Source organism: Kitasatospora sp. NPDC059088 (genome assembly GCF_042738155.1).
In the GTDB taxonomy this organism is placed as follows: domain Bacteria; phylum Actinomycetota; class Actinomycetes; order Streptomycetales; family Streptomycetaceae; genus Kitasatospora.
This window is the reverse complement of record NZ_JBHYGR010000042.1, coordinates 1-26,994: the sequence shown is the minus strand read 5'-3', so window position 1 is coordinate 26,994 and position 26,994 is coordinate 1. Positions and strand designations below refer to the sequence as shown.

24 protein-coding genes and 1 pseudogene are annotated in these 26,994 nt (G+C 69.0%); 15 read left to right on the top strand and 10 right to left on the bottom strand.

What is annotated here, in order from left to right:
• The first annotated feature begins 84 nt into the window (after positions 1–84).
• From ACFWXO_RS20305 to ACFWXO_RS20290, 4 genes are all read left to right on the top strand, one after another.
• Positions 85–1,386, top strand: coding sequence for an MFS transporter (locus ACFWXO_RS20305; protein WP_380525231.1), 1,302 nt, complete (start codon positions 85–87; stop codon positions 1,384–1,386).
• A gap of 220 nt (positions 1,387–1,606) precedes the next feature.
• Positions 1,607–3,223 (top strand): dolichyl-phosphate-mannose--protein mannosyltransferase, encoded by a 1,617-nt coding sequence (locus ACFWXO_RS20300; protein ID WP_380525230.1) that lies wholly within the window; start codon positions 1,607–1,609, stop codon positions 3,221–3,223.
• A complete protein-coding gene (locus ACFWXO_RS20295; protein WP_380525229.1) occupies positions 3,202–4,047 on the top strand; it encodes an ABC transporter permease in 846 nt (281 codons plus the stop codon). Before ACFWXO_RS20300 ends, ACFWXO_RS20295 begins: the two co-directional genes overlap by 22 nt.
• Before the next feature lie 204 nt (positions 4,048–4,251).
• On the top strand, positions 4,252–4,836 hold the full coding sequence (locus ACFWXO_RS20290) for a TMEM165/GDT1 family protein (RefSeq protein WP_380407709.1): 585 nt from the start codon (positions 4,252–4,254) through the stop codon (positions 4,834–4,836).
• A gap of 75 nt (positions 4,837–4,911) precedes the next feature.
• Here the strand turns inward: ACFWXO_RS20290 and ACFWXO_RS20285 are convergent, their stop codons facing one another.
• Positions 4,912–6,048, bottom strand: coding sequence for a peptidoglycan-binding domain-containing protein (locus ACFWXO_RS20285; protein WP_380525228.1), 1,137 nt, complete (start codon positions 6,046–6,048; stop codon positions 4,912–4,914).
• 299 nt (positions 6,049–6,347) lie between these two features.
• Here ACFWXO_RS20285 and ACFWXO_RS20280 point away from each other — a divergent pair, with 299 nt between their 5' ends.
• Entirely contained in the window at positions 6,348–8,423 is a 2,076-nt protein-coding gene (locus ACFWXO_RS20280; protein ID WP_380525226.1) for a DHA2 family efflux MFS transporter permease subunit, read from the top strand.
• 27 nt (positions 8,424–8,450) lie between these two features.
• Here ACFWXO_RS20280 and ACFWXO_RS20275 read toward each other — a convergent pair whose 3' ends face one another.
• Complete coding sequence (locus ACFWXO_RS20275) at positions 8,451–8,927, bottom strand: MarR family winged helix-turn-helix transcriptional regulator (protein ID WP_375887905.1); 477 nt, start codon at positions 8,925–8,927, stop codon at positions 8,451–8,453.
• A gap of 62 nt (positions 8,928–8,989) precedes the next feature.
• Here ACFWXO_RS20275 and ACFWXO_RS20270 point away from each other — a divergent pair, with 62 nt between their 5' ends.
• Positions 8,990–9,400, top strand: a complete 411-nt coding sequence (locus ACFWXO_RS20270; protein WP_375887907.1) for a cupin domain-containing protein — start codon at positions 8,990–8,992, stop codon at positions 9,398–9,400.
• Positions 9,401–9,883: 483 nt separating this feature from the next.
• Complete coding sequence (locus ACFWXO_RS20265) at positions 9,884–12,262, top strand: restriction endonuclease (RefSeq protein ID WP_380525225.1); 2,379 nt, start codon at positions 9,884–9,886, stop codon at positions 12,260–12,262.
• A 388-nt stretch (positions 12,263–12,650) separates the two neighbouring features.
• On the opposite strand, the gene ACFWXO_RS20260 is transcribed toward ACFWXO_RS20265, so the two are convergent.
• From ACFWXO_RS20260 to ACFWXO_RS20245, 4 genes are all read right to left on the bottom strand, one after another.
• Positions 12,651–12,860, bottom strand: a complete 210-nt coding sequence (locus ACFWXO_RS20260; protein ID WP_380525224.1) for a DUF397 domain-containing protein — start codon at positions 12,858–12,860, stop codon at positions 12,651–12,653.
• Positions 12,861–12,917: 57 nt separating this feature from the next.
• On the bottom strand, positions 12,918–13,124 hold the full coding sequence (locus tag ACFWXO_RS20255; protein WP_380525223.1) for a hypothetical protein: 207 nt from the start codon (positions 13,122–13,124) through the stop codon (positions 12,918–12,920).
• A 152-nt stretch (positions 13,125–13,276) separates the two neighbouring features.
• Positions 13,277–13,417, bottom strand: a complete 141-nt coding sequence (locus ACFWXO_RS20250; RefSeq protein WP_380525222.1) for a hypothetical protein — start codon at positions 13,415–13,417, stop codon at positions 13,277–13,279.
• Between the two features lie 19 nt (positions 13,418–13,436).
• Positions 13,437–13,628 (bottom strand): hypothetical protein, encoded by a 192-nt coding sequence (locus ACFWXO_RS20245; RefSeq protein WP_380525221.1) that lies wholly within the window; start codon positions 13,626–13,628, stop codon positions 13,437–13,439.
• A gap of 157 nt (positions 13,629–13,785) precedes the next feature.
• Between ACFWXO_RS20245 and ACFWXO_RS20240 the strand changes: the two genes are divergently transcribed.
• A complete protein-coding gene (locus ACFWXO_RS20240; RefSeq protein WP_380525220.1) occupies positions 13,786–14,541 on the top strand; it encodes a helix-turn-helix domain-containing protein in 756 nt (251 codons plus the stop codon).
• Between the two features lie 356 nt (positions 14,542–14,897).
• Here ACFWXO_RS20240 and ACFWXO_RS20235 read toward each other — a convergent pair whose 3' ends face one another.
• Entirely contained in the window at positions 14,898–16,211 is a 1,314-nt protein-coding gene (locus ACFWXO_RS20235) for a DUF6602 domain-containing protein (protein ID WP_380525219.1), read from the bottom strand.
• A 171-nt stretch (positions 16,212–16,382) separates the two neighbouring features.
• Positions 16,383–16,958, bottom strand: coding sequence for a recombinase family protein (locus ACFWXO_RS20230; RefSeq protein ID WP_380525217.1), 576 nt, complete (start codon positions 16,956–16,958; stop codon positions 16,383–16,385).
• A gap of 490 nt (positions 16,959–17,448) precedes the next feature.
• On the opposite strand from ACFWXO_RS20230, the gene ACFWXO_RS20225 reads away from it, so the two are divergent.
• The 6 genes from ACFWXO_RS20225 to ACFWXO_RS20200 all read left to right on the top strand — a co-directional run bounded on the left by ACFWXO_RS20225 (position 17,449) and on the right by ACFWXO_RS20200 (position 23,603).
• A complete protein-coding gene (locus tag ACFWXO_RS20225) occupies positions 17,449–18,147 on the top strand; it encodes a TnsA-like heteromeric transposase endonuclease subunit (protein ID WP_380525216.1) in 699 nt (232 codons plus the stop codon).
• Positions 18,144–20,240, top strand: coding sequence for an integrase (locus ACFWXO_RS20220; RefSeq protein WP_380525215.1), 2,097 nt, complete (start codon positions 18,144–18,146; stop codon positions 20,238–20,240). The genes ACFWXO_RS20225 and ACFWXO_RS20220 overlap by 4 nt, the downstream gene beginning before the upstream one ends.
• A 17-nt stretch (positions 20,241–20,257) precedes the next feature.
• Positions 20,258–21,271 carry an ATP-binding protein gene (locus ACFWXO_RS20215; protein WP_380525214.1) on the top strand — a complete coding sequence of 338 codons (1,014 nt, stop codon included), beginning with the start codon at positions 20,258–20,260 and terminating at the stop codon, positions 21,269–21,271.
• Complete coding sequence (locus tag ACFWXO_RS20210) at positions 21,268–22,158, top strand: TniQ family protein (RefSeq protein ID WP_380525213.1); 891 nt, start codon at positions 21,268–21,270, stop codon at positions 22,156–22,158. The genes ACFWXO_RS20215 and ACFWXO_RS20210 overlap by 4 nt, the downstream gene beginning before the upstream one ends.
• Positions 22,159–22,373: 215 nt before the next feature.
• Positions 22,374–22,913, top strand: a complete 540-nt coding sequence (locus ACFWXO_RS20205) for a hypothetical protein (RefSeq protein WP_380525212.1) — start codon at positions 22,374–22,376, stop codon at positions 22,911–22,913.
• Between the two features lie 48 nt (positions 22,914–22,961).
• Entirely contained in the window at positions 22,962–23,603 is a 642-nt protein-coding gene (locus ACFWXO_RS20200; protein WP_380525211.1) for a recombinase family protein, read from the top strand.
• Positions 23,604–24,396: 793 nt separating this feature from the next.
• On the opposite strand, the gene ACFWXO_RS20195 is transcribed toward ACFWXO_RS20200, so the two are convergent.
• Complete coding sequence (locus ACFWXO_RS20195; RefSeq protein ID WP_380525210.1) at positions 24,397–25,767, bottom strand: phage/plasmid primase, P4 family; 1,371 nt, start codon at positions 25,765–25,767, stop codon at positions 24,397–24,399.
• The gene (locus ACFWXO_RS20190) at positions 25,764–26,216 is read right to left on the bottom strand and encodes a hypothetical protein (protein ID WP_380525209.1); all 453 of its coding nucleotides are present in this window, start codon (positions 26,214–26,216) and stop codon (positions 25,764–25,766) included. The genes ACFWXO_RS20195 and ACFWXO_RS20190 overlap by 4 nt, the downstream gene beginning before the upstream one ends.
• 656 nt (positions 26,217–26,872) lie before the next feature.
• Between ACFWXO_RS20190 and ACFWXO_RS20185 the strand changes: the two are divergent.
• Positions 26,873–26,994 (top strand): annotated as a pseudogene (locus ACFWXO_RS20185) (IS5/IS1182 family transposase); the annotation flags it as partial.

Below are 26,994 nucleotides of genomic sequence, written 5' to 3'. Positions count from 1 at the left end.
ATCTCGGCAGAGTTTAGGTCTGAAATCTTCTGGGCTTAAGAGTTCCAGTGGAAACAGGAAGGGATGTGCACGGTGATCGGCACGGTGAAGCAGCAGAGGCAGCAGCGACGTGGGGCGGGCGGCCCGCTGCGCCGCGTCCAGATCGGCAACGCGCTCAGCGCGTTCGGCAGCGGGTTCACGATGCCGTACATGTTCGTGTACGTGGACCAGGTGCGCGGGCTGGGTTCGCTGGCGGCCGGGATGGTGTTCACCGTCTTCGCGCTGGCGGCGCTCGCCGTCCTCCCGTTCACCGGGCGCGGCATCGACCGGTACGGTCCCCGTCCGGTGCTGCTGGCGGGTGCGGCCCTGGCCGCCACCGGCGCGTTCGCCTTCGGCCACGCCACCGGCACGCCGGCCCTGCTGGTCTCCTCGTTCCTGTTCGGCGCGGGTGTCACCACCTGCCAGCCGGCCCTCGCCACGATGATCGTCCGCTGCTCGACGGCCGCGACCCGCTCGCACGCCTTCGCGCTGCAGTTCACCCTGGTCAACCTGGGCATGGGCATCGGCGCGCTGGTCGGCGGGCAGATCGTGAACGTCGCCGACCCGGCCAGCCTCACCCGGCTGTTCACCATCGAGGCGGTCACCTTCCTCGGCCTGGCCCTGGTCACCGGCACCGCCCGGATGCCGAAGGCCCAGCTGAGCGCCGTCCAGGACGCGGCGACCGGCCCGACCGGCCTGCGCGCCCTGCTCGCCGACAAGGCGATGGTGCGGCTCAGCATCCTCGCCGGGCTGATCTTCTTCACCTGCTACGGCCAGTTCGAGTCCGGTGTCGCGGCCTTCGCCACCGACACCGTCGGCACCGCGCCGTCCACCCTGGGCCTCGCGATCGGCGCCAACGCGGTCACCATCGTGGTGCTGCAGATGTTCATGGTGCGGATCACGGCGCGCCGCCGCCGCACCACCGCGATGGCCGCGGCCGGTGTGGTCTGGCTCGGCGCCTGGGGGATGGCCCTGGTCGCCGGCCTGATCCGGACCGAGACCATGGCCGCCACGGTCGCCATCGTCTCGATCTACGCCCTGTTCGGCGTCGGCGAGTCGCTGCTCGCGCCCACCATGGGCCCGATGGTCGCCGACCTTGCCCCGGCCCGGCTGCTCGGCACCTACAACGCCGGGTACGCCCTGGTGAAGCAGATCGCCATCGCGGTCGGCCCGGCCGTCGGCGTGCTGCTGGTCGGCTCCGGCACCTGGCCGCTCTACCTCGCGGCCATGGCGGGCTCGACGCTGCTGATCGTCGTGCTGGCGCTGCGCCTGCGTCCGTACCTCACGGCCGAGCAGGACAACGCGGCCCCGGCCGTGGTCCGCACCCCGGCCCCGGTCCGGGAGCGGGAGCTGCAGACCGCCGCGTGACGGCGGGCGGCCGAGCGAATCGGCCGCTTGTGCGGCCACGTGTACGGCCGCTCGTACGGGCGCCGACCAGGTCACCTGGTCGGCGCCCGTCGCGCTTGGCTTCCCGGGCACCGCCACATAGTGTCAGTGGCTGTTGACCGCCCGGCCCCGGCCGGGGCAGCAGACCCGGGCCCGGTGCAGCAACCCCCAGGGCCCCGCAGACAGGCGAATCGGCGAGGCTATGACGCAAGCGGCGCTCACGCACCCCCCGGCGGTCCAGGCCACCGCCGAACCGGACCCGGCACCGGCCCCGCGCGGCCTGCTGCGCTGGGCGGCCGACCGTTCCGGCTGGCTCGGCCCGATCGGCGTCGCGCTCTTCGCCGGCCTGCTGCGGTTCTGGAACCTCGGCTACCCCAACGCCTTCGTCTTCGACGAGACGTACTACCCCAAGGACGCCTGGTCCCTGCTCCAGCAGGGCTTCGAGGGCACCTGGCCCGACCACGCCAACGCCGACATCCTGGCCGTCCCGCAGTCCGTCCCGCTCAGCTCCGCGCCCGAGTTCATCGCCCACCCGCCGCTCGGCAAGTGGGTGATGGCGGTCGGCGAGCAGCTGTTCGGACTGCACCCCTTCGGCTGGCGGTTCATGACCGCCCTGCTCGGCACCCTCACCGTGCTGATGCTGGCCCGGATCGGCCGCCGGCTCTTCGGCTCCACCCTGGTCGGCTGCACCGCCGCCCTGCTGATGGCCGTCGACGGCCTCCAGCTGGTGATGAGCCGGGTCGGCCTGCTCGACGGCATCCAGATGTTCTTCGTGCTCGCCTCCTTCGGCGCCCTGCTGATCGACCGCGACCACGTCCGCGCCCGGCTCGCCGGGGTCACCGACGGCGACGGGGTGCGGCTGGGGCGGCGCCCCTGGCGGATCGCCGCCGGGGTGCTCATCGGCGCCGCCTGCGCCGTCAAGTGGAACGGCGCCCCGATCCTCGCCGCCTTCGGCGTCCTGACCGTGCTCTGGGACCAGTCCGGCCGCCGCGCCGCCGGCGCCCGCCACCCCTGGCGCTCGATGCTGCGCCGGGACGCCGTACCCGCCCTCCTCGCCATGGTCGGCTCGGCCGTGGTGGTGTACGTCGGCGCCTGGAGCGGCTGGCTGGCCGGCGGTGCGAACGGCGGGGGCGGCTACGACCGGCACTGGGCGGACGGCCGCGCCGGGCTCTCCCCGGACCACGCCTTCGGCATCCCGCTGCCGCAGGTCCCGATGACCTGGGTGCCCGCGCCGCTGCGCAGCCTGTGGCACTACCACTCGCAGATGTACGACTTCAACACCGGCCTGAGCACCCCGCACACCTACCAGTCCAACCCCTTCGCCTGGCTGGTCGACGGCCGCCCGGTCTCGATGTACTGGGAGCAGGTGCCGACCGGGTCGCGCGGCTGCACCGCCCCCGGCGGCTGCGCGGCGCAGATCCTGGGCCTGGGCACCCCGTTCCTGTGGTGGGCGGCCTGCTTCGCGCTGGTCTACCTGCTGTGGCGCTGGTTCTTCCGCCGGGACTGGCGCTCGGGCGCCGTGCTGTGCGCGGTGGCCGGGATCTACCTGCCCTGGTTCCAGTACCAGGAGCGGACGATCTTCTCCTTCTACATGGTCGTGCTGGTGCCGTTCCTGTGCCTGGCCGTCGCCCAGATGCTCGGTGCGATCCTCGGCCCGGTGGGCTGCAGCCCCCAGCGCCGCCGGTACGGGGCGATCGGGGCCGGGCTGATCGTGCTCGCGATCGTGGGCTGCTTCGCCTTCTTCTACCCGCTGTACACGGCGGAGGTGATCCCGATGTCGTCCTGGCAGGACCGGATGTGGTTCACCAGCTGGATCTGATGCCGCTGTCCCCGTGGTCGCCGCCGTCGGCACCCGTACCGCTGGCGGCGTCCGGCGCCGGGCAGCTGCTGCCGGTCACCCCGGTGCTCGGGGTGGTCACCGCGGTGCTGCTGCTGGCCGCCGTGGCGGTGGCCGGCCGGGGTCTGCTCGGCCACGGGCGGGCGGTGGCGCGGGCCGGACTGCGGGCGGTCGTCCAGCTGGCCGCCGTCGCCGCGGTGATCAGCTGGGTGGTCGCCTCGCTCTGGTGGTCGGCGCTGTTCGTGCTGCTGATGTTCACGGTCGCGGTGCGCACCGCGGGCCGGCGGATGACCCCGGGCCCCGGCTGGGTCTGGGCGGCGGCCCCGATCGGCGCCGGGGTGCTGCCGGTGCTGGCCCTGCTGCTGGCCGTCGGGCTGCTGCCGCTCAAGGGCCTGTCGGTGATCCCGGTCGCGGGCATCCTGATCGGCGGCGGGCTCACCGCGACCTCGCTCGCCGGCCGGCGCGCCCTGGACGAGCTGCGGCAGCGGCGCGGCGAGGTGGAGGCGGCGCTGGCGCTGGGCTTCGAGGAGCGGGACGCCCGGCTGGAGATCTGCCGTACGGCGGCCGCGACCTCGCTGGTCCCGGCGCTGGACCAGACCCGCACCGTCGGCCTGGTCACCCTGCCCGGCGCCTTCGTGGGGATGCTGCTCGGCGGCGCCTCGCCGGTGCAGGCGGGCGCGGTGCAGCTGTTCGTGCTGATCGGGCTGCTGGCGGTGGAGTCGGTGGCGGTCGTGGTGGTGCTGGAGCTGGTCGGGCGGGGTCTGGTGACGGCCGACGCCGGGCCGGGCGGCCACGGCGTCGGGTAGGCTGGAGCGCGTTGAAGGGGAGTAGCCCTCCACCGGACCGTCGACATACTGGCCCCCAGGGGCCCGGCGCCCGGGGCACCGCTCGAATGGCGGCTGCCGGCGAGACCTTCGGCCGCAGTGCTGTGACCATTTCCAGTGCTGTCGGGCCGAAGCGTCCCCTGACGGACCTGCGGAGGCCGGACAGCCGACCGAGGGGTTCCTCCGATGAGTTTGACCGTTGCCGCGTTGACGTTCGGCATCATCTTCCTGGCCGAGCTGCCGGACAAGACCGCGCTGGCCAGCCTGGTGCTCGGCACCAAGTACCGGGCGAGCTACGTCTTCGCGGGCGTCGCCGCCGCCATGCTGCTCCAGGTGGTGCTGGCGCTGGCCGCCGGGCACCTGCTCTCGCTGCTGCCGCACCGCTGGGTGGAGGGCGTCACCGGAGCGCTGTTCCTGGTCGGCGCGGCGATGCTGCTGTTCCACGGCGGTGAGGACGAGGAGGGGCACGCGGCCAAGGAGCCGTCCTCGAACCGCTTCTGGAAGGTGGCCGGGACCAGCTTCGCGGTCGTCGCGGTCGCCGAGTTCGGCGACCTGACCCAGATCATGACCGCCAACCTGGCCGCCAAGTACGCCGACCCGCTGGCCGTCGGCCTGGGCTCCTGGCTGGCGCTCTGCGCGGTCGGCGGGATCGCCATCGTGGGCGGGCAGAAGCTGCTCAAGTACGTGCCGATGAAGCTGATCGTCCGGGTGGCGGCGGCGATCATGGTGGTGCTGGCCGGGGTCAGCATCTTCGGGGCGATCACCGGCTGACGCCGGTCAGCAGGTGGTGCGGGTGGCCGGCGGTGGGACCGGCCGACGGCGCGGCCGCCTCCCGCCCGGCCCCGCTCAGCAGCCGGGGTCGGCGGTGAGGGCGGCCTGGGTCTTGGGGCCGTAGACGCCGTTCTCGCCCTTGATCCGGTTCTGCCGCTGGTAGTCCTGCAGCGTCGTCTGGGTCCACCAGTCGAAGGTGCCGGTGACGAGCGACTTGTCGACGAATCCGCACCCGGCGCCGACGAGCAGTTGCTGCATCGCCTTGACGTCGGGCCCGCTCATTCCCATCTGGAGCAGCCGCGGGGTCTGCGACGGGGTGGGCGTGGGCGTCGGGGTCGGCGTCGGCGTGGGGGTCGGCGTCGGTGTCGGGGTGGGGGTCGGGGTGGGTGTCGGCGTGGGGGTGGGGGTCCTGGTGGGGCTCGGTCTGGCCGACCGGGTGGCGCTCGGGCTGGGCGTCTCGGGGGTCGGCGTGGGGGCGCTGGGCGCCGGGGCGGCCACGGTCGGCGGCTCCACCGGGGCGGGGGCGAGCGAGGTGGTGGGCGCCGGTTCGGCCCGACGGGTCGGCTCGGAGGACGGCGTCACGGCGTACGCGAGGCCGACGGTGAGCGCCAGCAGTCCGGCGCCGACGCCCGCGATCAGGCCCTTGCGCCCGGCGAGGGGGCCGCGCTCGGACTGCTCGGCGGCCCGGCGCGCGGCCCGTCCGCCGGTGGGGGCGGAGTCGGGCCCGGGGGCCCCGCTGTCGAACGGGAAGTAGCCGAGCTCGTCCCCGGACGCGTCCGGGCCGGGCCGTCCGGCCGGCGGGACCGCGGGCAGGACGGTGGTGGCGCCGTTGCCGTACGCGTCCGGTGCGGGGCCCGGGACGGGCGGCAGGACGGTCGTCGCGTAGGCGTCCGCGTCCGGCCCGAGCGGGGGCGTGGCCGGCGGCTGCATCTGCTGTGCGTGCTGGGCCTGCTGCACCGGATGCCTCATCGGCTGTGCCGGCTGTGCAGGCTGTGCCGGCGCGACCGGGGGCAGCACGGTGGTCGCGAACGGGTCGGCCGTCAGCGGCGGCTCGTCGGCGACCTGCTCGGGCGCCTGCGGCACGTACGGGCGGACCAGCGGCGGGCCCTCCAGGTGCGGGAGGACGGTGGTCTCGTCGAGGCTCCGGTCGGGGAGGCAGCTGCACCCGGTGGAGCGTGCGGTGCCGCACGTCGGGCAGTGCTGGTCCGGCATCGGCCGGTCCTCCTCGGTTCTCGGGTCTCGCGATCGGGCCTGATTATGCAGGACGTCCCGGAGGGGGGACAGGGGCGTCCGGCCCCCGGCGGGGGTGTTGTGCCGGTTGGTGGTGGTTGGCCCCGGGGGAAACCGCCGGAACGCCCACGACGGGTCCGGTGCTTACGTTCGGCTCAACCCGGCGGAGCATAACGGGACATATCTGCCAGCATGGGGAACGGGGAGTGATCATCCACCTGGGCGTCCGGTCGTCCGGCCCCGCGACCCGACGGAGAGGCCATGCCGCCTGTGGAGACGTCATGACGGAGCCGCGCGCCGCGAGCGGGCGGAGCCCGGCGCACCCGCCCGGCCCGCCCGAGGTCACCGCCGCCAACCTCTGGGTGCCGATCGGGGCCCTGCTGCTGGCGATGCTGCTCGCCGCCCTCGACCAGACCATCGTCTCCACCGCGCTGCCCACCATCGTCAGCGACCTCGGCGGCCTGGACCACCTCTCCTGGGTGGTCACCGCCTACCTGCTGGCCTCCACCGCCGCCACCCCGCTCTGGGGCAAGCTCGGCGACATGTACGGCCGGAAGCGGTTCTTCCAGGCCTCCATCGTGATCTTCCTGATCGGCTCGGTGCTCTGCGGAATCGCCCAGAACATGGGCGAGTTGATCGCCTTCCGCGCTCTCCAGGGCCTCGGCGGCGGCGGCCTGATGGTGCTCTCCCAGGCGATCGTCGGCGACCTCGTCGCCCCCCGGGACCGCGGCAGGTACCAGGGCCTCTTCGGCGCCGTCTTCGGCGTCACCAGCGTCCTCGGGCCGCTGCTCGGCGGGCTGTTCGTCGACCACCTCAGCTGGCGCTGGGTGTTCTACGTCAACCTGCCGATCGGCGCGGTCGCCCTGGTGGTGATCGCGGCGGTGCTGCACGGCACGGAGGCCCGGCGCGAGCACCGGATCGACTACCTCGGCACCGCGCTGATCGCCGCCGTCGCCACCTGCCTGGTGCTGATGACCTCGCTCGGCGGCACCACCTGGGCCTGGAGCTCCTGGCAGGTCGTCGGCCTGGGCGTGCTCGGACTGGCGCTGCTGCTCGCCTTCGTCCAGGTGGAGCGCTCGGCCGCCGAGCCCGTCCTGCCGCTGCGGCTGTTCCGCTCACGGACGTTCAGCCTGGTCGCGGTGATCTCCTTCGTGGTCGGCTTCGCGATGTTCGGCGCCCTCACCTACCTGCCGACCTTCCTCCAGGTGGTCCAGCAGGTCTCGCCCACCATGTCCGGCATCCACATGCTGCCGATGGTCCTCGGGATGCTGCTCACCTCGATCGGCTCCGGCCAGATCGTCGCCCGCACCGGCCACTACCGGGCCTTCCCGATCGCCGGGACGGCCGTCACCACGGTCGGCCTGCTGCTGCTCTCCCGGCTCGACGAGCACAGCGGCACCGCCGAGATGAGCCTCTACTTCCTGGTCTTCGGCCTCGGACTGGGCCTGGTGATGCAGGTACTGGTGCTGATCGTGCAGAACTCGGTCGGCTACCAGGACCTCGGGGTGGCCACCGCCGGCGCCACCTTCTTCCGCTCCATCGGCGCCTCCTTCGGCGTCTCCATCTTCGGGACGGTCTTCGCCAGCGGCCTGCGCTCCCGGCTCGCCGACGCCCTGGCCGGGCAGCCGCTGCCGCCGGGCTTCCGGGTGGAGGCGATCACCGCCGACCCGCGCCTGATCACCCGGCTGCCCGCCGCCCTCCAGGCCGGCGTCCACCACGCCTACGCCGACTCGATCACCCGGGTGTTCCTGTACGCGGTGCCCGTCGCGGCGGTCGCCTTCGTGCTGTCGCTGTTCCTGCGCGAGCAGAAGCTGCGCTCCACGGTGACCGCGCCCGACCTCAGCGAGTCGATCGGGATCAACCCGGTCGAGCGCTCCTCCCTGGACGAGATCGCCCGCGCGCTGTCCGTCCTGGGCACCCGGGAGGCCCGGCGCGACCTCTTCCGGCGGATCACCGCCACCGCCGGGCTCGACCTGCGGCCCGCCTCCAGCTGGCTCCTCCTGCAGATGCACCACCACGGTTCGGTGGAGCCCGCCGAACTGGCCGAGCGGCGGGTCGTCCCGGTCTCGGTCGTCGAGGAGGCCGTCCGGGAGGTGGAGGGCCGCGGCCTCGCCGCCCGCACCGGCGGCCTGCCGCTGCGGCTCACCGAGCCGGGGGAGGAGGCGGCGCTGCGGCTGGTCGCGGCCCGGCGCACCCAGCTCGCGGAACTGCTGGGGGACTGGGACGAGCGGCAGTACGAGGACCTCGCCGCACTCCTCACCCGGCTCAGCTCCACGCTCTGCGCCGACCGGCGGGACCGGCCGGATCCGCCGACCGGGCCGCAGCCGCCGTACCGGGGGGAGGGGCGGTCGTTCTAGCCGTCCCCAGCGCTGGTGCGGCGTTCCTCACGGGCTGCCGAACCAGCGCGGGGTGTCGAGCCGGAACGGGTCCCCGGGGGCGAGCAGCCGCAGACCGTCCTCGATCCGGCGGAGTTCCTCCTCGCCGAGGGCGGCGGACCACTCGGTGCGCAGTTCCTCGAAGATCCGCGCCGAGCGGACCAGGCAGTCCACGCCCCGCTCGGTGAGCCGGACCACCTTGCGGCGGGCGTCGGCCGGGTCGCTGCCGCGCTCGACGTAGCCGAGCTGCTCCAGGGTCTCGACGGTCTTGCCCGCGGCCTGCTTGGAGACGCCGAGCCGGCGGCCGAGTTCGACGGCGGTGGTGCCCCGGGGGCCGATCGCCTGGAAGACGAAGCCGTGCATCGGGCGCAGGTCCGGGTGCCCTTCGCGGGCGATCCGCTCGTGCAGTTCGTCGATGATCGTGCGGAAGGCCAGCAGCAGGCGCAGCGGCAGCTCGAAGCCGGGCGGGGCGGGTTCGCTTGACACGATAGACAACCTCATTGACCATATAGACAACGACATTGTCCATCTTAGGGGGTTCCTTCGCCATGCCCGTGATCCGCTCCGCCGACGCCCGTCGCACCGAGACCCCGAACGCCGTCATGACCACCCTCGCCTCACCCACCCAGGGTGCGACCGCCCTCGCCCAGTGGCGGGTCGAGATGCCCGCCGACCGGCAGGGCCCGCTGCACGCCATGGACACCGAGCAGATCTGGACCCTGCTGGCCGGCTCGGCCGAGGTCGACCTCGCGGGCGAGACCCTGACGGTCGCCGCCGGCGACACCCTCGCCCTCCCCGCCGACGTGCCCCGCCGCATCACCACCGCCGAGGGCTTCACCGCCCTCGTCGCCTCCCCGTCCCCCTCCCACGCCTACAACCCCGACGCCCGCACCCCCGAAGGCGCCTGCGCCCTCGCCCCGCGCGACGCCGACCGCCTCCTCCCGGCCTGGATCGCCTGAGCCGGAAGCCGGAGCCCCGCCCCCTGCCCCCGCCCCGCCCCGGCGGCCCCCGGGCCCGCAGCACCCGACCGGCGGGGTGTGAGGTGTAGCAGACTGCTCGGGAGCAACCGAGCCGACGGCCGTACGGGCCCCGGCGGATCAGTGAGGAGCGGCATGTCCGTCGTCAAGATCAACGAATGTGTCAAGCCACTCACATAGAAGCTCGCTATAGCAAGCACGGCCGGAACGGCGGCCCACGAGAGGGTAGCCCGGCTGTAGATCCAGAGCGGCGGCCGGTCCGTGCGCTGCTGGCGCAGCCCTGATGCTGGTGCCGACCGTACCGCCGCCTCGGGACGCGAGCCGTCTCGGGCGGCGGTTGGCGTTCTGCGGGAGGCTGTTGGGCCCGTGGTCGGACTACGCCGCCCTCTTGCTGCGGGCGCCGCGATCGCTGGGTGATGATGGCGTCCCGTGCACCAGCGATGTGAGGACCGGTACCGCAGCGCCATGCCTGACTACGACTTCAGCTCCCTGTCGCCCGTCGACTTCGAAGCTTTGGTGGCCGAGCTGCTCAATGCCGAACTCGGCGTCCACGTCGAATCCTTCGGTCCGGGCAGGGACAAAGGGGTCGATCTGCGCTGTGCGGTCGCCGGGGGGAGTGCGGTCATCCAGTGCAAGCACTTCCTGCGCGGCGGGCGGGCGGCCCTGCGGCGTGCGGTGAAGAAGGAAGCGGCGAAATGGAAAACCGCAACGGGGATCCGTCGGTACATCCTCGCGACGAGTGTGTCGATGACCGTGGAGTCAAAGGAGGAGCTGGTGCGCCTCCTTTCCCCCGTGCTGCCGACCGCGCATGCGGATGTCCTCGGGCTGGAGGACCTCAATGCCCTTCTCGCCCGTCATCCGCAGGTCGAGCTGGGACAATTCAAGCTCTGGACCGCCTCGGCGGCGGTGTTGTCGAGGATCGTGCACGCCGGTCTGTGGAACCGCACCGAGGAGTTGCTGGAAAGCGTCGAGAAGCGGGCCAAGTACTACGTGGGGACGCAGCACTTCAACCGGGTCATGCGGATCCTGGAGGCTGACCGGGTCTGCGTCGTCACGGGACCTCCAGGGGTCGGCAAGAGCATCCTGGCCGAGATGGCGCTGCTCGCGCACGGGCAGAAGCAGTGGCAGGTGGTCCAGATCAGCGCGGACGTGAAGGAAGGGTTCGACGCCTGGAACCACGAGATCCCGCAGATCTTCTACTACGACGACTTCCTGGGGCAGACCGACCTGGCCGAGACCACCGGCAAGAACGAGGACCACCGGATCGCCCAGTTCGTGGAGAAGGTCCGCCGGGCGGATGCCGGGAACAAGCGGTTCATCCTGACAACCAGGGAGCAGGTGTTCCGGGACGCCACGGAGCGCAGCGACCGGATCAGGCGGTCCGGGGAGTTCCTGACTCGGGCTGAAGTGCAGATCGAGCACTACAGCCCCTATGTGAAGGCCCACATCTTCTACAACCACCTCTATTTCTCGGACCTGCCCGCGGGTGACAAGAAGCTCCTGGCCGGGGGCAAGGACTACTTCGCCGTCATCGGTCATCCGAACTACAGCCCCCGGATCCTGGAGCAGGTCGTCCGGCACAGGTCCCAGTCGCTCGACGTCCTGATGTCGGGCCTGAAGGAGGCCCTCGACCACCCCGAGGAGCTGTGGGCCGGCTCGTACCATCACCTGTCGCCGGTGGGGAGGGGAATCCTCTCGGTCCTGGTCACCTACCCTCCGGAGGGAATCGAGGAGAAGACCCTCTGGGCCCACCTCCGGGGCTTCGAGCCATACGCCTACCAGCAGGCCCTGAAGGTCCTGGAAGGGACCTGGATCACCATCTCCACCCGGAACCGGCAGACGTCGAAGCCCCGGGGGACGCACGTGATCGCGCTGGCGAATCCGTCCTGCCGCGACTACCTGCTCCACCGGCTCGGTGTTTCCCGGGGGGAGGCGGAGGTGCTGCTCTCGGGCCTCCAAGACATCCGGCAGCTGCTGATGCTGCTCCGTTACTCCGGGCTCGACCTTCCCGGCTGCCGCGACGGAAAGCGGTCGACCCGAATGCCGGCCCAGCTGATGTTCCGCAGGGTTCTGCGCGGCGATCACGTCGCCGCCGGGGCGGCCCGGCATGAAGGGCTCAAGGAGGCCGTGATCGACAATGTCGACACGGTCGTCGAGAAGGTCAAGCTGCTCTTCGACCTGTCCGTGGAGGAGCGGAAGGCCGCAGCCGGACGGGGCGGCTTCAGGCCGTTCGACCGGAGCCCCGCGACCCTGGCCACCGTAATGCCCTTCATGGTCGAGTTCGGCGGGCCTGAAGCGGTCGAGTGGTGTGCTCGGGCTGTGGCGGCGATGATCGATGCACGTCGGTGGCGGTCTGCCGGTCCCGAGCCGGAGGGGTGCCTCGCGCTGCTCGCCGCAACGCAGCACTACCGTCTGGTAGCCCCGGACGTCGTTAACGGGCTCGTCGATCTGACGGTTTCCCGGATCTATGACCCCGCCGACATGGAGCTGTTCTTCGAAACCGTGGAACTCGGGGAACTGAGCCCGGAGCTCCGGGAAACGGTCCGGGACGAAGTGGTGAGGCTCGCTGAGGCGGAGGCCGACCACTGGCGTTCCGAGTACGACTTCGAGGCGGCCAGGAATGCCGCTGACGTCGTGGAGTCGATCGCGCGCCGGGCGGGGGTGTCGGTGGACTCGGTGCTCGACGATTGGCGGGAGTCCGTCGACCAGAACGAGGCCGACTTTGACGAGGAACCCCTGCAGGCGCCGAGCCCCAGCCGCCGGAGTGCGGAGGGCGACGGCGGAGACAAGGCGCTCGACATGCAGCGGGTGGTCGACCTCTTCTCGACGCTCGCGGACGAGTAGGTGCGAAGGCGGCGCGGCGGAGGGTGCGGAGGACGAGGGCCGAGGGTGAGGCGCAGGGTGATGGTGAGGGCGGTACGGGGGAAGTTCTAGCCGCGGGGACGTGGTGAGGTAGTAGACGGCGAAGCCCCGCCCATGCGTCACGAGGGACGACGCGCGGGCGGGGCCGTTTTTGGGTCATGCGGGCGTGGACTGCCCACCGTTGCTACCCGGATGGTCGTTCGGACCGTGCCTCCTCGGCCGGTAGGGCCGATTCTTGGGTGTGTACCGGTACGGGTCCGGTTGATCCGGGTAGACGGTCGCCCACTGGTCGCACCGGAAGCAGAAGCCTTGGCCTGTCTCCGGGTCGAACGCGATGGGCTGATCACACAGCGGACAGTCCACAGGTCTCCTACGCGCTCAGGTCGAACTCCCCGCACCTGATGGCGCTGGTGAACTCCGCCCACGCCTCGCGGGTCATGGTGACCACCTCACCGGGCCGCTCGCTGTCGCGCAAGGCGACGACGCCGGGGATGTTGGTGGCCACCTGCGGGCACGCCTTGCGCACCGTGTTCTGGCACGCCGCGATGGTGACGAACTCGAATTCGGGACGGGCGGTCATTGCACTGTCCTCTCTCTCGATCTTCCTTGCGGTCCCCACCCGGTTGGGATGGGAGTCTCAAATGCCCAAGCGGGAACGGGCGTTGGCGATCGCCGTAGCGATCCTGAGACGGGCCATGGTCGGCGAGTCGGGGACGGGCTCCAAGGACGGCACGGTGTCCTTCTCGGTGCCGCCCTGGTCGTCCTGGTCAACCGGGTACGGCACCGGCCCGCCCAGGAAGCTCGTCCAGTCCGGCGGCAGGTACTCCGGCTCACTCGGCGACATCGTGCACCACCAGGCATTCGCCGTCCGCGATGTGCTGCGCCCGTCTACGCGCCAAGTTCCGTGCGATCGTGGGGAAATCCTCGGCGAAGTACTGGCAGCCGGGGCACTGATCAGCGTCCGGGGCGGGCGTATCCGGTGTCCGCCGGGCGATCTCACGAAGCGACACGCGCCACCGCCTTGCAGGTGAGTTCGTGCGCCAGGCGGCGAAGCTCGATCTCGCGCAGCACCGACTGATCCGGAAGCTGGGGCGACTCCGCGAACGCGCGGGCGATCTTGGCGAAGGAGGCGCACACGGCGCACCTCGGCCGGCTGTCAGGCGGCGCCACTGGTCACGTCCTCCCACCCCAGCAGGGCGTACTTGAAGGGGTCCGGAGGGCGCCGGTCGTCGTCCGCCCTGGCCTCGCGGTAGTCGGCGCGGCAAGCGGCGATCAAGGCCGGGCTGGCGCGCTTGCCGGGCGGTCGCCTGTGGCGATCGGCCTCGTGGTCCTCGCGTGTCATCGTCACCGCTCTCCGACTCCGGTTCCGTGGTCCTCTGACTGTCAGCAGGCTGATCGTGCCCCGACGTTGTGAGCCATTGCGACGGCGTGAGGGCGTCACTCCGGAGTCCTGGCAAGACGTCATTTCGGCGTCATTGGGCGACGTTCGGGCCTATCGTCTAGCCATGACTACGCCGAATGAGACCCTTCGGGCCGTACGCCTCGGGCTCCGTCTCAGCCAGGACGAGTTCGCGAAGCGGCTGCGGGCAGTCGGGGAGGATCAAGGGGAGCCGAACGACGCCAGCAAGCGCCTGGTTCAGCGCTGGGAGTCGGGAGAGGTGAGGTATCCCCGTCCGGTGTACGTTCGAGCCCTTGAGGCTGTCACCAAGATTCCCGTTGACCGCCTTGGCTTCGAGTCGCCACAGTTGCCGCCAAGGGTCAGCGTGGACGGTACAGGAGGGCACGACGTGACCAGTGATGAACCGGGCGTGCCCGTGCAGGCCGCGCCCGCTCCTACAGGTGAGGACTACTCGGGAGTCTGGGTCAGTCACTACGAGTTTTTCAGCAGCAGCCGGGAGAACACGTTCACCGGCCTGCACCACGTCGTGCTGTCCCAGAACGGGAACCGGATCACGGGGCGTTCCCTCCCCGGGGCGTCGTCCAATCCGGACTCGCCGCTGTCCTTCGATCTCACCGTTGATCGGAACGTCGTGACGGGCTCCTGGGTGGAGCAGACCGCACAGGACGGCTACTACCAGGGGGCCAGGTACCACGGCGCCATTCAGTTGCTGGTCGACCCGACCGGCCGTCGCATGGCCGGCAAGTGGGTCGGCTTCGGCAAGGAGTTCGACGTCAACACCGGGCCGTGGGAACTGCGCCTCTTGGACAAGTCCACGGCAGACGACGTCCTGAGTCGCTACAGCGTGCCACCGGAGGCGTAGCCTGCCTCACAGTGCGCAAGGGGAAGAGCCCCCGCATCCGGCCTCGCTCGACAAGGACGGGACGGTGCGGGGGCTCTTTCAGTAGTGCTGAGGAAAGCTGTAACGCCCATTAGTAGGGCTTAAGACCCTCTTAAAAGGTGTCTTTACTTGGTTTGCCTGAACCGAACTTGCCTGGCTTGAAGCCCAGTTGGCGAATTTGGGGCTTGGAAACGGCATCACACTCAGGGCGCGTACGCGATGCCGGAGCTGGGATCGTGAGACGATAGCCTATTAAACTTTCCGCAACACTCCCACCCGGGCACAGGGAGAACCGCTAACTCGCAGTAAGTACGAACCGAGTCGGATCTATTGGAAATTCATTCTTCCCGCTTATTCGAAGCATATTCGTGCGACTCCATCCGGCGGGCGATCCAGCGATTCAAGCGGCCAGTGCTGTTCTCTGCGGCGACATATTCACCAGTCGGGAGAACTGCCAGCCCGCATTCCTTTGCGATGAGCTTTAGTTGCTGCCCGTAAGATGCGACAAGGTGAGTCTCCAGGAGGCGATCGCGCACGTCATCATATTCAATTCCGCGAGACTCTAGCCATGACAACATTTCAGAGTCATTGGCGTGGACTTCCTTGCCTTGACACAACCGCATAAGCAAAGCAAATTCCTCCTCCCCGATAAAGCTGGGGCTCCACTGTTCAGTGACCGGAATCCTGTCGAGCGCTTCTTTGTCGACCTCATGCACTCTCGCTTGCCAGCCACGTCTCCCATCGACCTGGACAGCGCGGAAGCTCAATAGGCCCCTGCCAACCTCCGTCTCAAGATCTTCTCCCCAGAGTTGCTGGCCAAATCCATACATTTCATCTAGCCGCGTCCATATGAATTCCAGCAGTAGCTGCAGTGGGTTTTCTGGCGTCGAGAAGTAGAAAGGCCACCAGCCGTCGACCAAGGGTGCCATGAATGGCCGCCCATTGGTCTTCACGAGAGAATAGCTGCCGGAGATGATTAGCTGAGGAAAATCTGTCGGACCGAAGCCAATATTTCCGATGTTCTCCTCAAGGTAATCCACCATTGAGGATCGGAAGTTTTGCTCACTCTTGAATCCATGCATTCCAAGAATGACTCGGATTGCGGAGACCTGCTCCAAGGCAAGGGCATTAAGTATGGCCTCCTCTTCATATGAGAGGGTGGCAATCCCTTCTGCCCCCCAGGCGGCCCGCCCGGTCATCTCGGCAAACGTTCTGATTGAGGGTCCCATGCTCCGATGGGGGTCCTCTAGCTCCTCAGCGCCTTGATAATAAGGGTGCTCAATTGCGCTGACCGTCTTGAGTTGGGAAAATGCGTCGCGAAGCTCGGCCGAGTGAAGATTTTTCTTTACCTCGATGACGGCAATGATGTCTTTCACATGCCATACGTAAGTTTCACTGTATGGCAGTCGTTCTCCTTCCCCCTTTACTACCATGCAGTCCATTTGGCCAGAAATGCGGCCATCGCCATCGCAGGCAAATCCGGTCACCACTCGCAGCCCCAAGCCATCTGGAAGGGCGCGATTCAATATGTTAGAAGACAGTCCCTCGTACATGTCCCCAATCGTCGGGGCGTGCTTTATGGGGACCTGATCAAGCTTGGGCAACTCTTTGCGGAGAATTTCCGAAAGAAGATCTGCGGCCGTGCGAATCACCGAGCCTCGCCCCCAATCTTGTACTTCATACTATTCCCGATGGCTCATCATAGATGACAGCATTGAAGCAAATGGGGCGTTCGCAGTAACGATCTCGTGCGTGGTTGGTTTGTTGGACTGTCCGTGGTATCGGCACGGGGCGGGTGGTGATACATCGGTGGTACGTCACTCCTACCCGAGGTGGCGGTACAGCGTCGCCCGGCTGATCCCGAGTGCCTTCGCGATGCTGCTCACGCTCTCCCCCTTCGCCTGCCGGGTGCGGGCTATCGTCAGCTTGTCCTCGCTGATCACGGACGGCCGCCCACCGGTCCGTCCCTGAGCCTTGGCCGCTTCCAGTCCGGCGCGGGTGCGGTCCTTGATCAACGAACGCTCGAACTCCGCCATTGCGCCAACCACCTGGAGCATGAGTCGCCCGTCCGGAGTGTTCGGGTCGATGCTCGCCAGCGCGCCCGTCAGGACCTTGAAGCCGATCCCGCGCGCCGACAGGGCGTCCACCATCGTCACCAGGTCGATGAGCGAGCGGGCGAAGCGGTCCAGCTTCCACACGCACAGGGTGTCGCCGGGGCGGAGGTAGTCCAGGACGGCCGACAGTTCTGGGCGGTCGGTGTTCTTCCCGCTGGCCTTGTCGGTGAAGATCCGGGCGCAACCCGCTTCGGTCAGCGCGTCGTGCTGGAGCTGCGCCTCCTGGTCGTCGGAGGAAACTCGGGCGTAGCCGATCAGGTGGCCGGTGGTCTTGGTCGTCGTCATGTCTCAATCGTCTCAGAACTCGTCTCATAACACCATGGGTTCCGGGCATGCTTTGAGACGGGTTTTGAACACTGAATCGGGGTCTTTGTGCCCTGCCGGCAGACTGTCTCACAAACCATCGTTTCTGAGACGCCCATCGAAGGTGACCCACCGTCACATCGAGAGCCGCGAACATCGCCTGGTGTCCCGTCGCACGCTTCGTTGTCGCTGTCTCGGTTCCCGTTGCCCGGATCGTGCCAGGTCTCAGGTCTGGTTGCCGTGCTGGTCAACCACGCGGGCAGCAGTCTCAGCTGAGGTTGTCGCCCAGCGACGTCTGTCTCGTCCGAAATTGCCGGTGATCACGGTTCGTCTCACCTCCGGTTCCCTCTCCGGGGCGGTTTGAGTCGGTTCTTGCTGCTCAACGGTGCCCGTCTATGGCTTCCTCGGATCAGGGCTCGGAGGCGGGCCACGGGTGCCGGGGGTGCTGGTGAATGTCGGGGTGATGAGGGCGATGGAGTTCGCCGTCGCGTTCACCGATGAGGAGTTGGTGCTGCGTCGGGAGCCGCTGCCGACGTGCTGGACGTCGCGGTTCGAGCGGGCTCGCCCGGTACGCGCTGTGCGGTCGTACGCCGGCCAGGGGTCGGTGACCAGGGATTACTGGTCAGCGACGACTGGCGGTCAGCTGTCCTGCGAGTCGCAGTTGGAGCGGCATCACGCGATGCTGCTGGACTTCGACCCCGAGGTCACCGGGCTTGCCGCGCAACCGTTCCGGCTGTTCTGGCCGGGGTCGAGGGGGCGGCACGGGCACGTCCCGGACTTCTTCGCCCGCTTCGCAGACGGCAGCGCCGCCGTGGTGGACGTCCGCCCGGACGACCGGATCGAGCCGGCCGACGCGGAGGCGTTCGCGGCGACCGCGCGGGCCTGTGAGCTGGCCGGCTGGCACTTCCGCAGGGTCGGTGGGATCGACCCCGTGCTGTTCGCGAAGGTGAAGTGGCTGGCGGGCTACCGGCATCCGCGCTACCTGCTGGAACCGGCCGCATCCCGGCTTCTGGAGGTGTTCGAGGTTCCGACAGGGCTGTTCACCGGGGCCGAGCAGGTCGGGGACCGCCTGGCAGTGCTGCCGGTGCTCTACCACTTGCTCTGGCGGCATCGGTTGCTCATCGACATGGGCAGCCCGTTCCAGCGCGACACGATCGTGAGGCCGGCGTGAGTGCGCTGAGGCGTCCGGCGGTGGTGCGGCCAGGTGACCGGGTCCGGTTCGACGGCCAACTGCACACTGTGGTCGGCCTGTCCGGCGTTCTCGTCCGGCTGGCCGACCAGCTGGGCCGGATCAGCGCGATGCACATGCCCACGCTGATGACGTCGGCCGGTTTCGAGGTGGTCGGCTCCGGCGGAGCGGCGCCGGTGCTGCCGGCCGGCCTGCTGGACGGGGTGGCGCCGGAGCATGCAGAGAAGGCCCTGTGGTGGCACCGCCACATGACCGAGGTGCTGACCGGCCTGCCGCCGGATGCCCCGGCTGGGGCCGTCCCGAAGGCCGAGTTCGACCCGGCGACGCAGACGCTCACGCAGCGAGAGGCGGCGAAGGCCGTCGAACTGAGCGCGGAGACGGGCCGCCGGGTCAGTCCGCACACGGTCCGGTGGCGTCGGCGCCGCTACCAGCAGCAAGGGGTGCTGGGCATGGTCGACCGACACGCGGCTCCGCGCCGTCAAGCGGCGGGACAGGTCGACCCGCGGGTGGTCGGGGTGCTGCGGCAGCTGATGGGCGACGCCGCCGACCGGTCGACGCACACCGTCAGCTACTACTTCGAGAAGGTCGGCCAAGCGGTCGCCAAGCTGGACGGCCCGCCAGCCGCGATGCCGTCGCGCGCCACGTTCTACCGCCTGTTCGACCGGCTGGACGCTGGGCGCCACACGACCGGGTCCGCCCGCACTCGACGCGCGCTGGCCAACCAGCCCGACCGCGTCTTCGAGGACGTGGTGGTCTGCCGGCCGGGTGAGTTGATGGAGATCGACTCCACGCCGTTCGACGTGATGGTCCGGTTGGAGAACGGGGTGGTGGACCGCGTCGAGCTGACCGGTCTGGTCGATATCGCGACGAGGACGATCGCCGCGGCGGTGCTGCGGCCGACGACGAAGTCCGTGGATGCCGCGCTGCTGTTGGCCCGGGCGGTCACTCCGGCGCCGATGCGGCCGGGCTGGCCAGAGGCCCTGCGGATGGAGTACTCCGCCCTGCCCTACCAGCGGCTGCTGTCGGTGGACGAGCGGCTCCAGCACGCGGCGGCGGTCCCGCTGATCATCCCCGAGGCCATCGTGGTCGACGGCGGGAAGGCGTTCTTGTCGAAGAACTTCCACACCGCCTGCAACGCGTTCGGCACCGAAGTGGTCCACGCCCCGCCCCGGACGCCGACCCACAAGCCCCACGTCGAGCGGACCCTGGGATCGGCCGCCTCGCTGTTCGCCCAGTTCCTGAGTGGCTACACGGGCCGTTCGGCCGAGCACCGCGGACGGAAGGTGGAGGACGAGCCGCTGTGGTCGCTGCACCAGCTGCAGGAACTGCTGCAGGAGTGGATCGTCCTCTGGCAGAACCGGCCCCACGACTCCCTGCGCGACCCCCTCGCTCCGGGGCGGACGTTCAGTCCGAACGAGAAGTACGCGTCGCTGGTCGAAACGGCCGGCTACCTGCCGTTGCCGCTCAGCGCGGAGGACTATCTGGAGCTTCTGCCCGCGCGCTGGCAGGCCGTCAACTCCTACGGGCTCAAGATCAATCACCGGATCTACGACTGCGACGAGCTGGTCCCGCTGCGGCGTCAGAAGTCCGGGATCGCCGAGCACGACAACCGCTGGGAGGTCCGCCACGACCCCTACGACATCCGGCTGGTCTGGCTGCGCGACCACATCGAGGGCCGCTGGATCACGGCCCCATGGCGGCTGTTGGGCAAGACCGCCACCCCGTTCGGCGAACTCGCCTGGGACCACAGCGTCCGCGACCTGCGCGACCAGGGCCTGTCCGTCACCGAGGACGCGCTCGCCGCAGCCACCCGCGACCTGCTCGAACGCGCTGGCCAGGGACCGCCCGATGTCCCGTCCCCGCGCAGGCCCCGCCGCCGCGACCGCAGCGCGAAAGTCGCCGCCCGGACCGAGGCGACCGGCGAACCCACCTGGCCCCGCCCCGCACCGCCCGCTCCACCGGATCCTCCGGCCCGCCCAGCCGCGGCACCGCCGGACGACGAGGAGGAGGCACTCGCCGACATCGTTCCGCTCAAGGTCTTCGACGCACGCCGGGAGGCAAAGAAGTGGTGGTAACCGATACGAACTTCCAGATGCCGGACGACCGGCGCGACCCCACAACGACGCTGGAGGGCTGGCGCCGATTCGTCCACGAGGACCCGCTCACCTTCACGCTGCTGCCCGCGGACGACTGGCTCGCCCTGACACCGGGTGAGCGGGACCGATACGACGAGGCCAGGGTCACCTACCACTCCGAGCTGATCATCGTGGAGACCCCGACGATCCGCGAGGTGCTGCACCAGGGCCGGCGGCTGACCCTGCTGAACCGGCGGGAGATCAGCGCCCGGCGCGGCCTGATCGTCTCCGGCCCCTGGGCGACGGGTAAGTCCACCGCGATCAAGCAGCTGGGCCGTGCGCACGAGCTGCGGGTCCGTCAGCGCTATCCCGGCAACGAGCGCATCCCGGTCGTCTACATCTCCGCCCCGCCCAACGGATCCCCGCGCAAGCTCGCGACCCGCTTCGCGCACTTCCTGGACCTGCCGCTGAAGTCGCGGCACAACGAGATGGACATCGCCGACGCGGTCTGCGAGATCCTAATCGACGCGAAGTGCGACCTGGTGCTGGTCGACGAGATCCACAACATCAACATGGCCACGTCCACCGGCAAGGACCTGTCCGACCACCTGAAGTACTTCGCGGAGCACATCCCCGCCACGTTCGTCTACGCGGGCATCAACGTCGAGCGCGAGGGCCTGTTCACCGGGGTCCGAGGCAAGCAGATCGCCGCCCGTTGCGTGCTCCAGCACACCGGCAACTTCGCCTGCCAGGCCGAATGGCGCGCGATGATCGCCACGATGGAACAGGCCCTGCGGCTGCACCGGCACGAGCCGGGATCGCTGGCCCGGCTCGCCCGATACCTGCACGCCCGAATCGGCGGCAGCATCAGCAGCCTGTCCCACCTGCTTCGCGCGGCAGCGATCAGCGCGATCGCCGACGGCAGCGAGCAGGTGACGCGCCGTCTGCTGGACAGCATCCCCGTCGACCACAGCACCCAGTCCGAGCCGCCCACTCCGGAAGCGGACGACACCGAGGACGACGCGGCGTGACGGCGTTCCTGCCTCCTTCACGGCTGCGGCCCCTGCCCCGGTCCGTCGCTCCGCTCCACCGCGAGAGCAAGGACTCCTACATCGAGCGCCTGGCGATGGCGAACAGGCTCTTCCCGGACGACCTCCACGACCAGCTCGCCGGCCCGCGGCCGTTCCGCACGGACCGGATCCCGCTGCCCGCCGCTCTCGCCCAGGCCGCCAGCCAACCGCTGGTCCGGCTCCTGCTCGCGCTGCCCGACCTGGCCTCCGCGGACTTCACCGCGCTGCTGCCGCCGGCCTGCCGCGACCGGCTCAACCCGGGCTGGTCCCTCCGCCCGGTCTGCGCGCTCTGCCTGGCGGCCAAGCGGGTCCGCCATGCCCGGCACTGGACTCCACCCGGCACGGCCCTCTGCCTGCGGCACTGCCGCTGGACCGGAGCCCACGGACAGCAGTTCGCCGTCACAGCCCTGCCGGAGATCATCCAAGCCCAGCGCCGCCACTACCGGCTGATCCGCCGACACGGCTGGCGGGACGCCGCCCGCGCGATGGACGACGCACTGCGGATCTGCGGCACCTGGTGGGACAACCGGCGCTTCACCAAGGCCCTGGACCGCCGCCGGGGCGTCCTGCGCGACCCGGCCTGGGCCGGCCACGGCCAGAGCCTCACCCTCGCGGCCTGCGGCTATCCCGAGGTCGTCGCGCTGGCCGACCTCTTCCTGACCCCCGCCCTGCGAGCCCTGCCGTTCACCGGCAGCACCGGCGACTACCGGCGCTTCGTCCAAGAGGTCCGCGACCGCGCCGCCCCTGGCTACTGGGACGACAAGATCGCCTCCAACGACCCGCTCACCTTCTGGATCGAGGCCGAACGCCACCACCATACCCAGATTGGAGGTCATCCAAGGCTGTGACCTCTTCGAGCAGGTCAGGTCCGTGATTTGCGGCGTGAATAACACGCGGAATTGTGGATGAGGTTGAGATCAGCTCAGGGAGAACCTTGGCAGGCTGTTTTGAGGCTTGCCCGCCAGGCCATGCTGAGGATGGATCGCCATCTGGTCTTGGGGTGAACGGCAGTCGGTTCTGCTCACGGCTACGGACGGCGCGGTTCTCGGGAAGGAAAATTAGGATGGATTCGGCACTGATTGGGACCATTTGCGGCTTCGCGGGCACCATGACGGGAGCGGCACTGGGGTACTTCGGTCCCCTTCGGCTGGAACGGCGGCGACAAGAGAGCGTCAGGGAGGCAGCAACTGAGAGCCAGATAGCTCTGGACCTCGACAGGTACGTTCGAGCCCGCGTCGTCGCGGATCTATGGCTGGACCTTCTCAGGCGGGCACTTGAGGACTCGTTGATGCAGAGGCTTGATCCCGCCCAGTTTGACACGGAGTCAACGGATCACTCCAAAGAACTGCGCTTGAGGACGGCGGAGCTTACCCATATTGGCATCGCCACAGTTCGATCTGGGACTCTGTTCAACTTGCTCCGCAATGCGACCGCCATGATTAAGGAATTTGATATTCTCCCCATTGAGGAGAAGCGGCAGAATGAAATCGGCATCCGCGAGATCATCATGAGATGCCAGCTGGAGCGCGGACAGTGGGCCGAGTTAATGCTTGAACATGTCCGCCACAGGACGGGGCGGGACCTTGCTCTGATTGATTATTAGTCAAGTTGCCGTATTACTTCCCATAAGCACAGGCAGGGCGGGAGCACAATGACCCGAAACAACCGCCGACTCGACTCCCCGGTGGTCCAACGCGCCGACGGCCCGATGACAGTCGGCTACGTCCGCACCGTCATCGGCCAGAGCCCGGTCACCCAGATCAGCACGCTCCTCGCGGCCGGCGTCGCCGAGAACGACATCTACGTCGAACGCGCCAACGGCCACAAGTCGGCCTGGCCCGAACGCGACCTACTGCTGCCCCGCCTCCGGGCAGGCGACACCCTCAAGATCACGCGCTTGGACCGGCTCTTCTACTCCGTCCAGAACCTGGTCGTCCTGGGCACCGACCTCCGCAACCGCGGCGTCCGTCTGCACGTGGTCGAGCAGCAGATCGACAGCGAAAGTCTTGACGGCCGCGACCTCTTCGGCATGCTCGCCACCCTCGCTGACCTCAACGCACAGTTCGTCGCCGCGAACACCAACGACGGCCTTGCCTCCGCCCGAGTCCAAGGCCGCATCGGCGGACGTCCTCCCAAGCTCAACAACCACCAGATCCAGGACCTCATCCAGGAGCACGCCGACGGCGCCCGCGTCCCCTCCCTGGCCAAGAAGTTCAAGGTCTCCCAGGCGACGGTCTATCGCCTCCTCAACCTGTCCCACCTCGAAACCCGGATCAGCGGCAACCGAACCTGAGACACCAGCTGGCAAACCCACCTGACCGACAACGAGACGTGAGACCAGCGAGGCCACGCGGTCTCACGCCTATTGCATCAGCCCAGCTCAGGCACTACGACACCGGCAAAGATCAAATGAGACGGGACACCTGGCTCCTGAGGAGGCCACCAATCGCGCCCGCCATGCGCCGGGGTGAATCTGCCTGGTAGCGGGGTGACGCGAGGGTCGGCCGCACAGCAGGTAGCGCCCTTAATTACCTTACTTACCTTACCTTTCCTCCCAACTCCGGTCGTGGATAGCAAGGTTGGGACGAGCTACGGTCTCGGGCATGAACTTGCTTCTCCCGACACAGGGCATCGTCGTCGCACTGGTCATCATCGCCGTCGTCCATCGAGACCCGGCTATGCGGAGCCGGGCCATGGCCGTACTCCGCCTCCTTTTCCGTCAGCGCCCATGACCTGGTGTCCATGTACAAGGGAGGGAGCGCGGAGACGCGCAAAACGAGGGTAGGGCCCCACGGCGAGCGTCCAGAGACCACCCCACCATGGACCCTGTCCGCGCAAACGCCCTGAACAGCCACGCGAGAGTTTTCCCTCCCTCCCGGTCCAGGCTGGGACCGAAGGGGGGTACCCGCCTGGGGGGCGTTGTGCAGCACGCGCGGGCCGGTCCCTCAACCCCTCAGCCAGCGGCAGGTGGACACTTGGACACTTTCGAGACTGATTGCAGCAACTCTCCCCATACGCGTACAGAGAAGGTTTAGGGAACCGACCCCCCAAGTGTCCAAGTGTCCTGGCTGCGCCGTTCCCGCTGGTCAGCGAACCTGTCCGAACACGTCCCGCTGGACGACCGCCAGGCGGACGCCGATCACACCGCGCTTGCCGCCCCGCTTGCCGACATTCGCGCCGAACTGCCGGGCCACGGCCTTGGACCACGCCTGCGGCTGTCCGGGCAGCTTCGGATACACCTGTTCACCGCGCTGCTTGATCTCGCTGTTGGACACGAAGCCGTCCGGCTGGACCGCGAAGTTGGCCTCCACCCAGTCCGCGAACGGGTCGGACTCCTCCCGGTACTCGTCGGTCGCCCTGGTGACCCGCTCCGGCTCGTTCAGGCCATGCTCGAACCACTCGACGGCGCCCCGCATCGCCCACGCGGCTATGCCTTCCGCTTCGGCCATCAGTCGGCCTTTGAGCCCCTTGTCCTCCCGGCCGATGAACGACTCGTCCCACGGGACGCAGCGGAAGCGCCGCCAGATGCCTTCGTCGGTTCCGCGGATGGTCGGCTTGTCGTTGCCGGACATGATCAGCAGCGCGGTCGGCGTGAAGTCGTACGCGGGCTTGTACTTCTGGTTCGCGGTGAGCATGTCCGCCGCCGTGAACAGCTTCACGAACGCTTCGTCCAGGCGGGCGGCCGTCATCTCGCTGGACAGTACGAGCCGGGCGCCGTGGAGCTTGGCCACCAGCGACCCGTTGCGGCCGTTGCGCTGCTTCTCCCAGAACTCCGCTTCCTGTGCCGTGGTCACGGCCGCGAACACCTTGCCCAGTGTCTCGGTGAACACGCCCTTGCCGTTGCGGCCCGACCCGTAGAAGAACGCAAGGCACTCCTCTCGCGTTGAGCCCGTCACCGCGTACCCCGCGAGGCGCCGCAGGAATGTGTGCATATCCGGATCGTCCGGGTGTGAACTCTCAAGAAAACTGAGCCAGTTGGGGCATTCGGCATCCTCGCGGTAGTCGTGGTCGACAAGCCTGGTGATCAGGTCGTCCGGGTCGTGGGGGCGCAGCCGGCCCGTGCGCAGGTCTACGGTCCCGTTGCGGAAGGCGAGAGCGAACGGGTCCGCGTCCAGGTCGGCCACGGTGCGCCGGATGCTCGGCATGGCCCGCATCTCCAGTAGGGCGGCCGTGATCAGTCGGGAGGTGCGCAGCGCCCTGCCAGCGTCGATCAGGGCGTCACTGCCCGCGCCGATCGCCTCGGCCAGCAGGGTGTTCGACACGTCGTGGACCATGCCGCGCGCCACGGCGTCATGGCTGGAGTCGTTCACCCAGTGCCGTCCGTCCCACGCGTACCAGCCGGGGCCGTCCACGTGGATGAGCCGCCCGTGCACCTTGTCCGCGATGAACTCCGCGCGGTCGACGTCGGTGCCGTCCCGCTGCGTCAGCAGGCGTACCGCCTCGGTTGCCGTGCTCACTGGCCGCTCCGCTCGTTCTTGGCCTGCCAGGCGGCGAGGTACGCGCTGTTGCGGCCCGTACGGCCACGCTGCCCGGTCGCATCCGCCAGGGCGTAGGGTTCGTGGTTGCGCTGGTCCGCGGCGGGCCCCGAAGCACTCTCCCGGCGTGCGGCCCCCCGGGCCTCTTCCTCCGCTGCCCACATGAGAGAACGGGCATAGACCCGCTCCCGGTCCCAGTCGGTGCGGGAGTTCTCGGGCGCTATTTCGTAATGCGGCAGACGAACGGGGCCCTGGCAGTGCGGGGCACGGGTGCCCATCATGTCGGGCCGCTGGCCGCCGCCGCCCCCGTGCTGGTGCTCGACGGGGCAGTAGGGGCATTGCACGGCGAGCTGCCACGTCCCGTCGGGGGCATGGCGGGTAACCCGTGCGGGAGCGACGGGCGGGCGCTGCGCGGAGTGCTGTTCGGACATGCTGATCCTCACTGGTTCTGGAAGTGGAAAACCCCCGCAGGTGGCCCGTCACCCCATGCGCCAACACGGGTGTTACGGGCCCTGCGGGGGCGCTGGTGGTCCCTGTCACGGGACGAAGGAGGGAGCACGGCGGTTGGCGTCACCGTGGCTGAGGGGGAAGGGCGGAAGAGGTCCGCCGAAAAGCCCTCTCGTAGGTAATAGAGGGCGGGGATTGCCAGACAAAGCATGCAGATTGCGGCATAAGCTGACAAAGAGCGGACAGATCCTCACTTTTTTCTTCACTTTTGGAGCTTCGGATCTCATCATCCGAGACGGACGGTCGACTGATTCGCGGATTCCCCGTACTTCGTAGGGAGCGTCAGTTGCCCGGAGAACGCGACATAGCCGCGCAAGCGGGACAGCCTCCCTGAAGGTGTGACGCGAGCGTTACGCAGCAGGCCGCATGCCCTTCCTGGGCACGCTGGAGCGCGCCGCCTTCCCGGCCTGCCGGCTGAGGCTGAAGCGGCTGTGCGGCCGCCAGAGGGAACGAAGAAACCCCGCCCGACCACGGGGGCCGAACGGGGCTGGAAGGGTCCTAGGAGGCGCCTGGGCCCTTGCTGCTAGGTTCTGTCCGGCGGATCATGTGACTTCTCCATGCCGGGCTCGTTGTGCCCGGCATGGGGCGGGGTGATCTGACGAACGACGAATGGGGCCGGCTGGCACCGCATCTGCCGGGAAGCGGTCGGCGGGGCGGGCGCTGGAACGACCACCGCAGGGTGATCAACGGGATCTTGTTCCG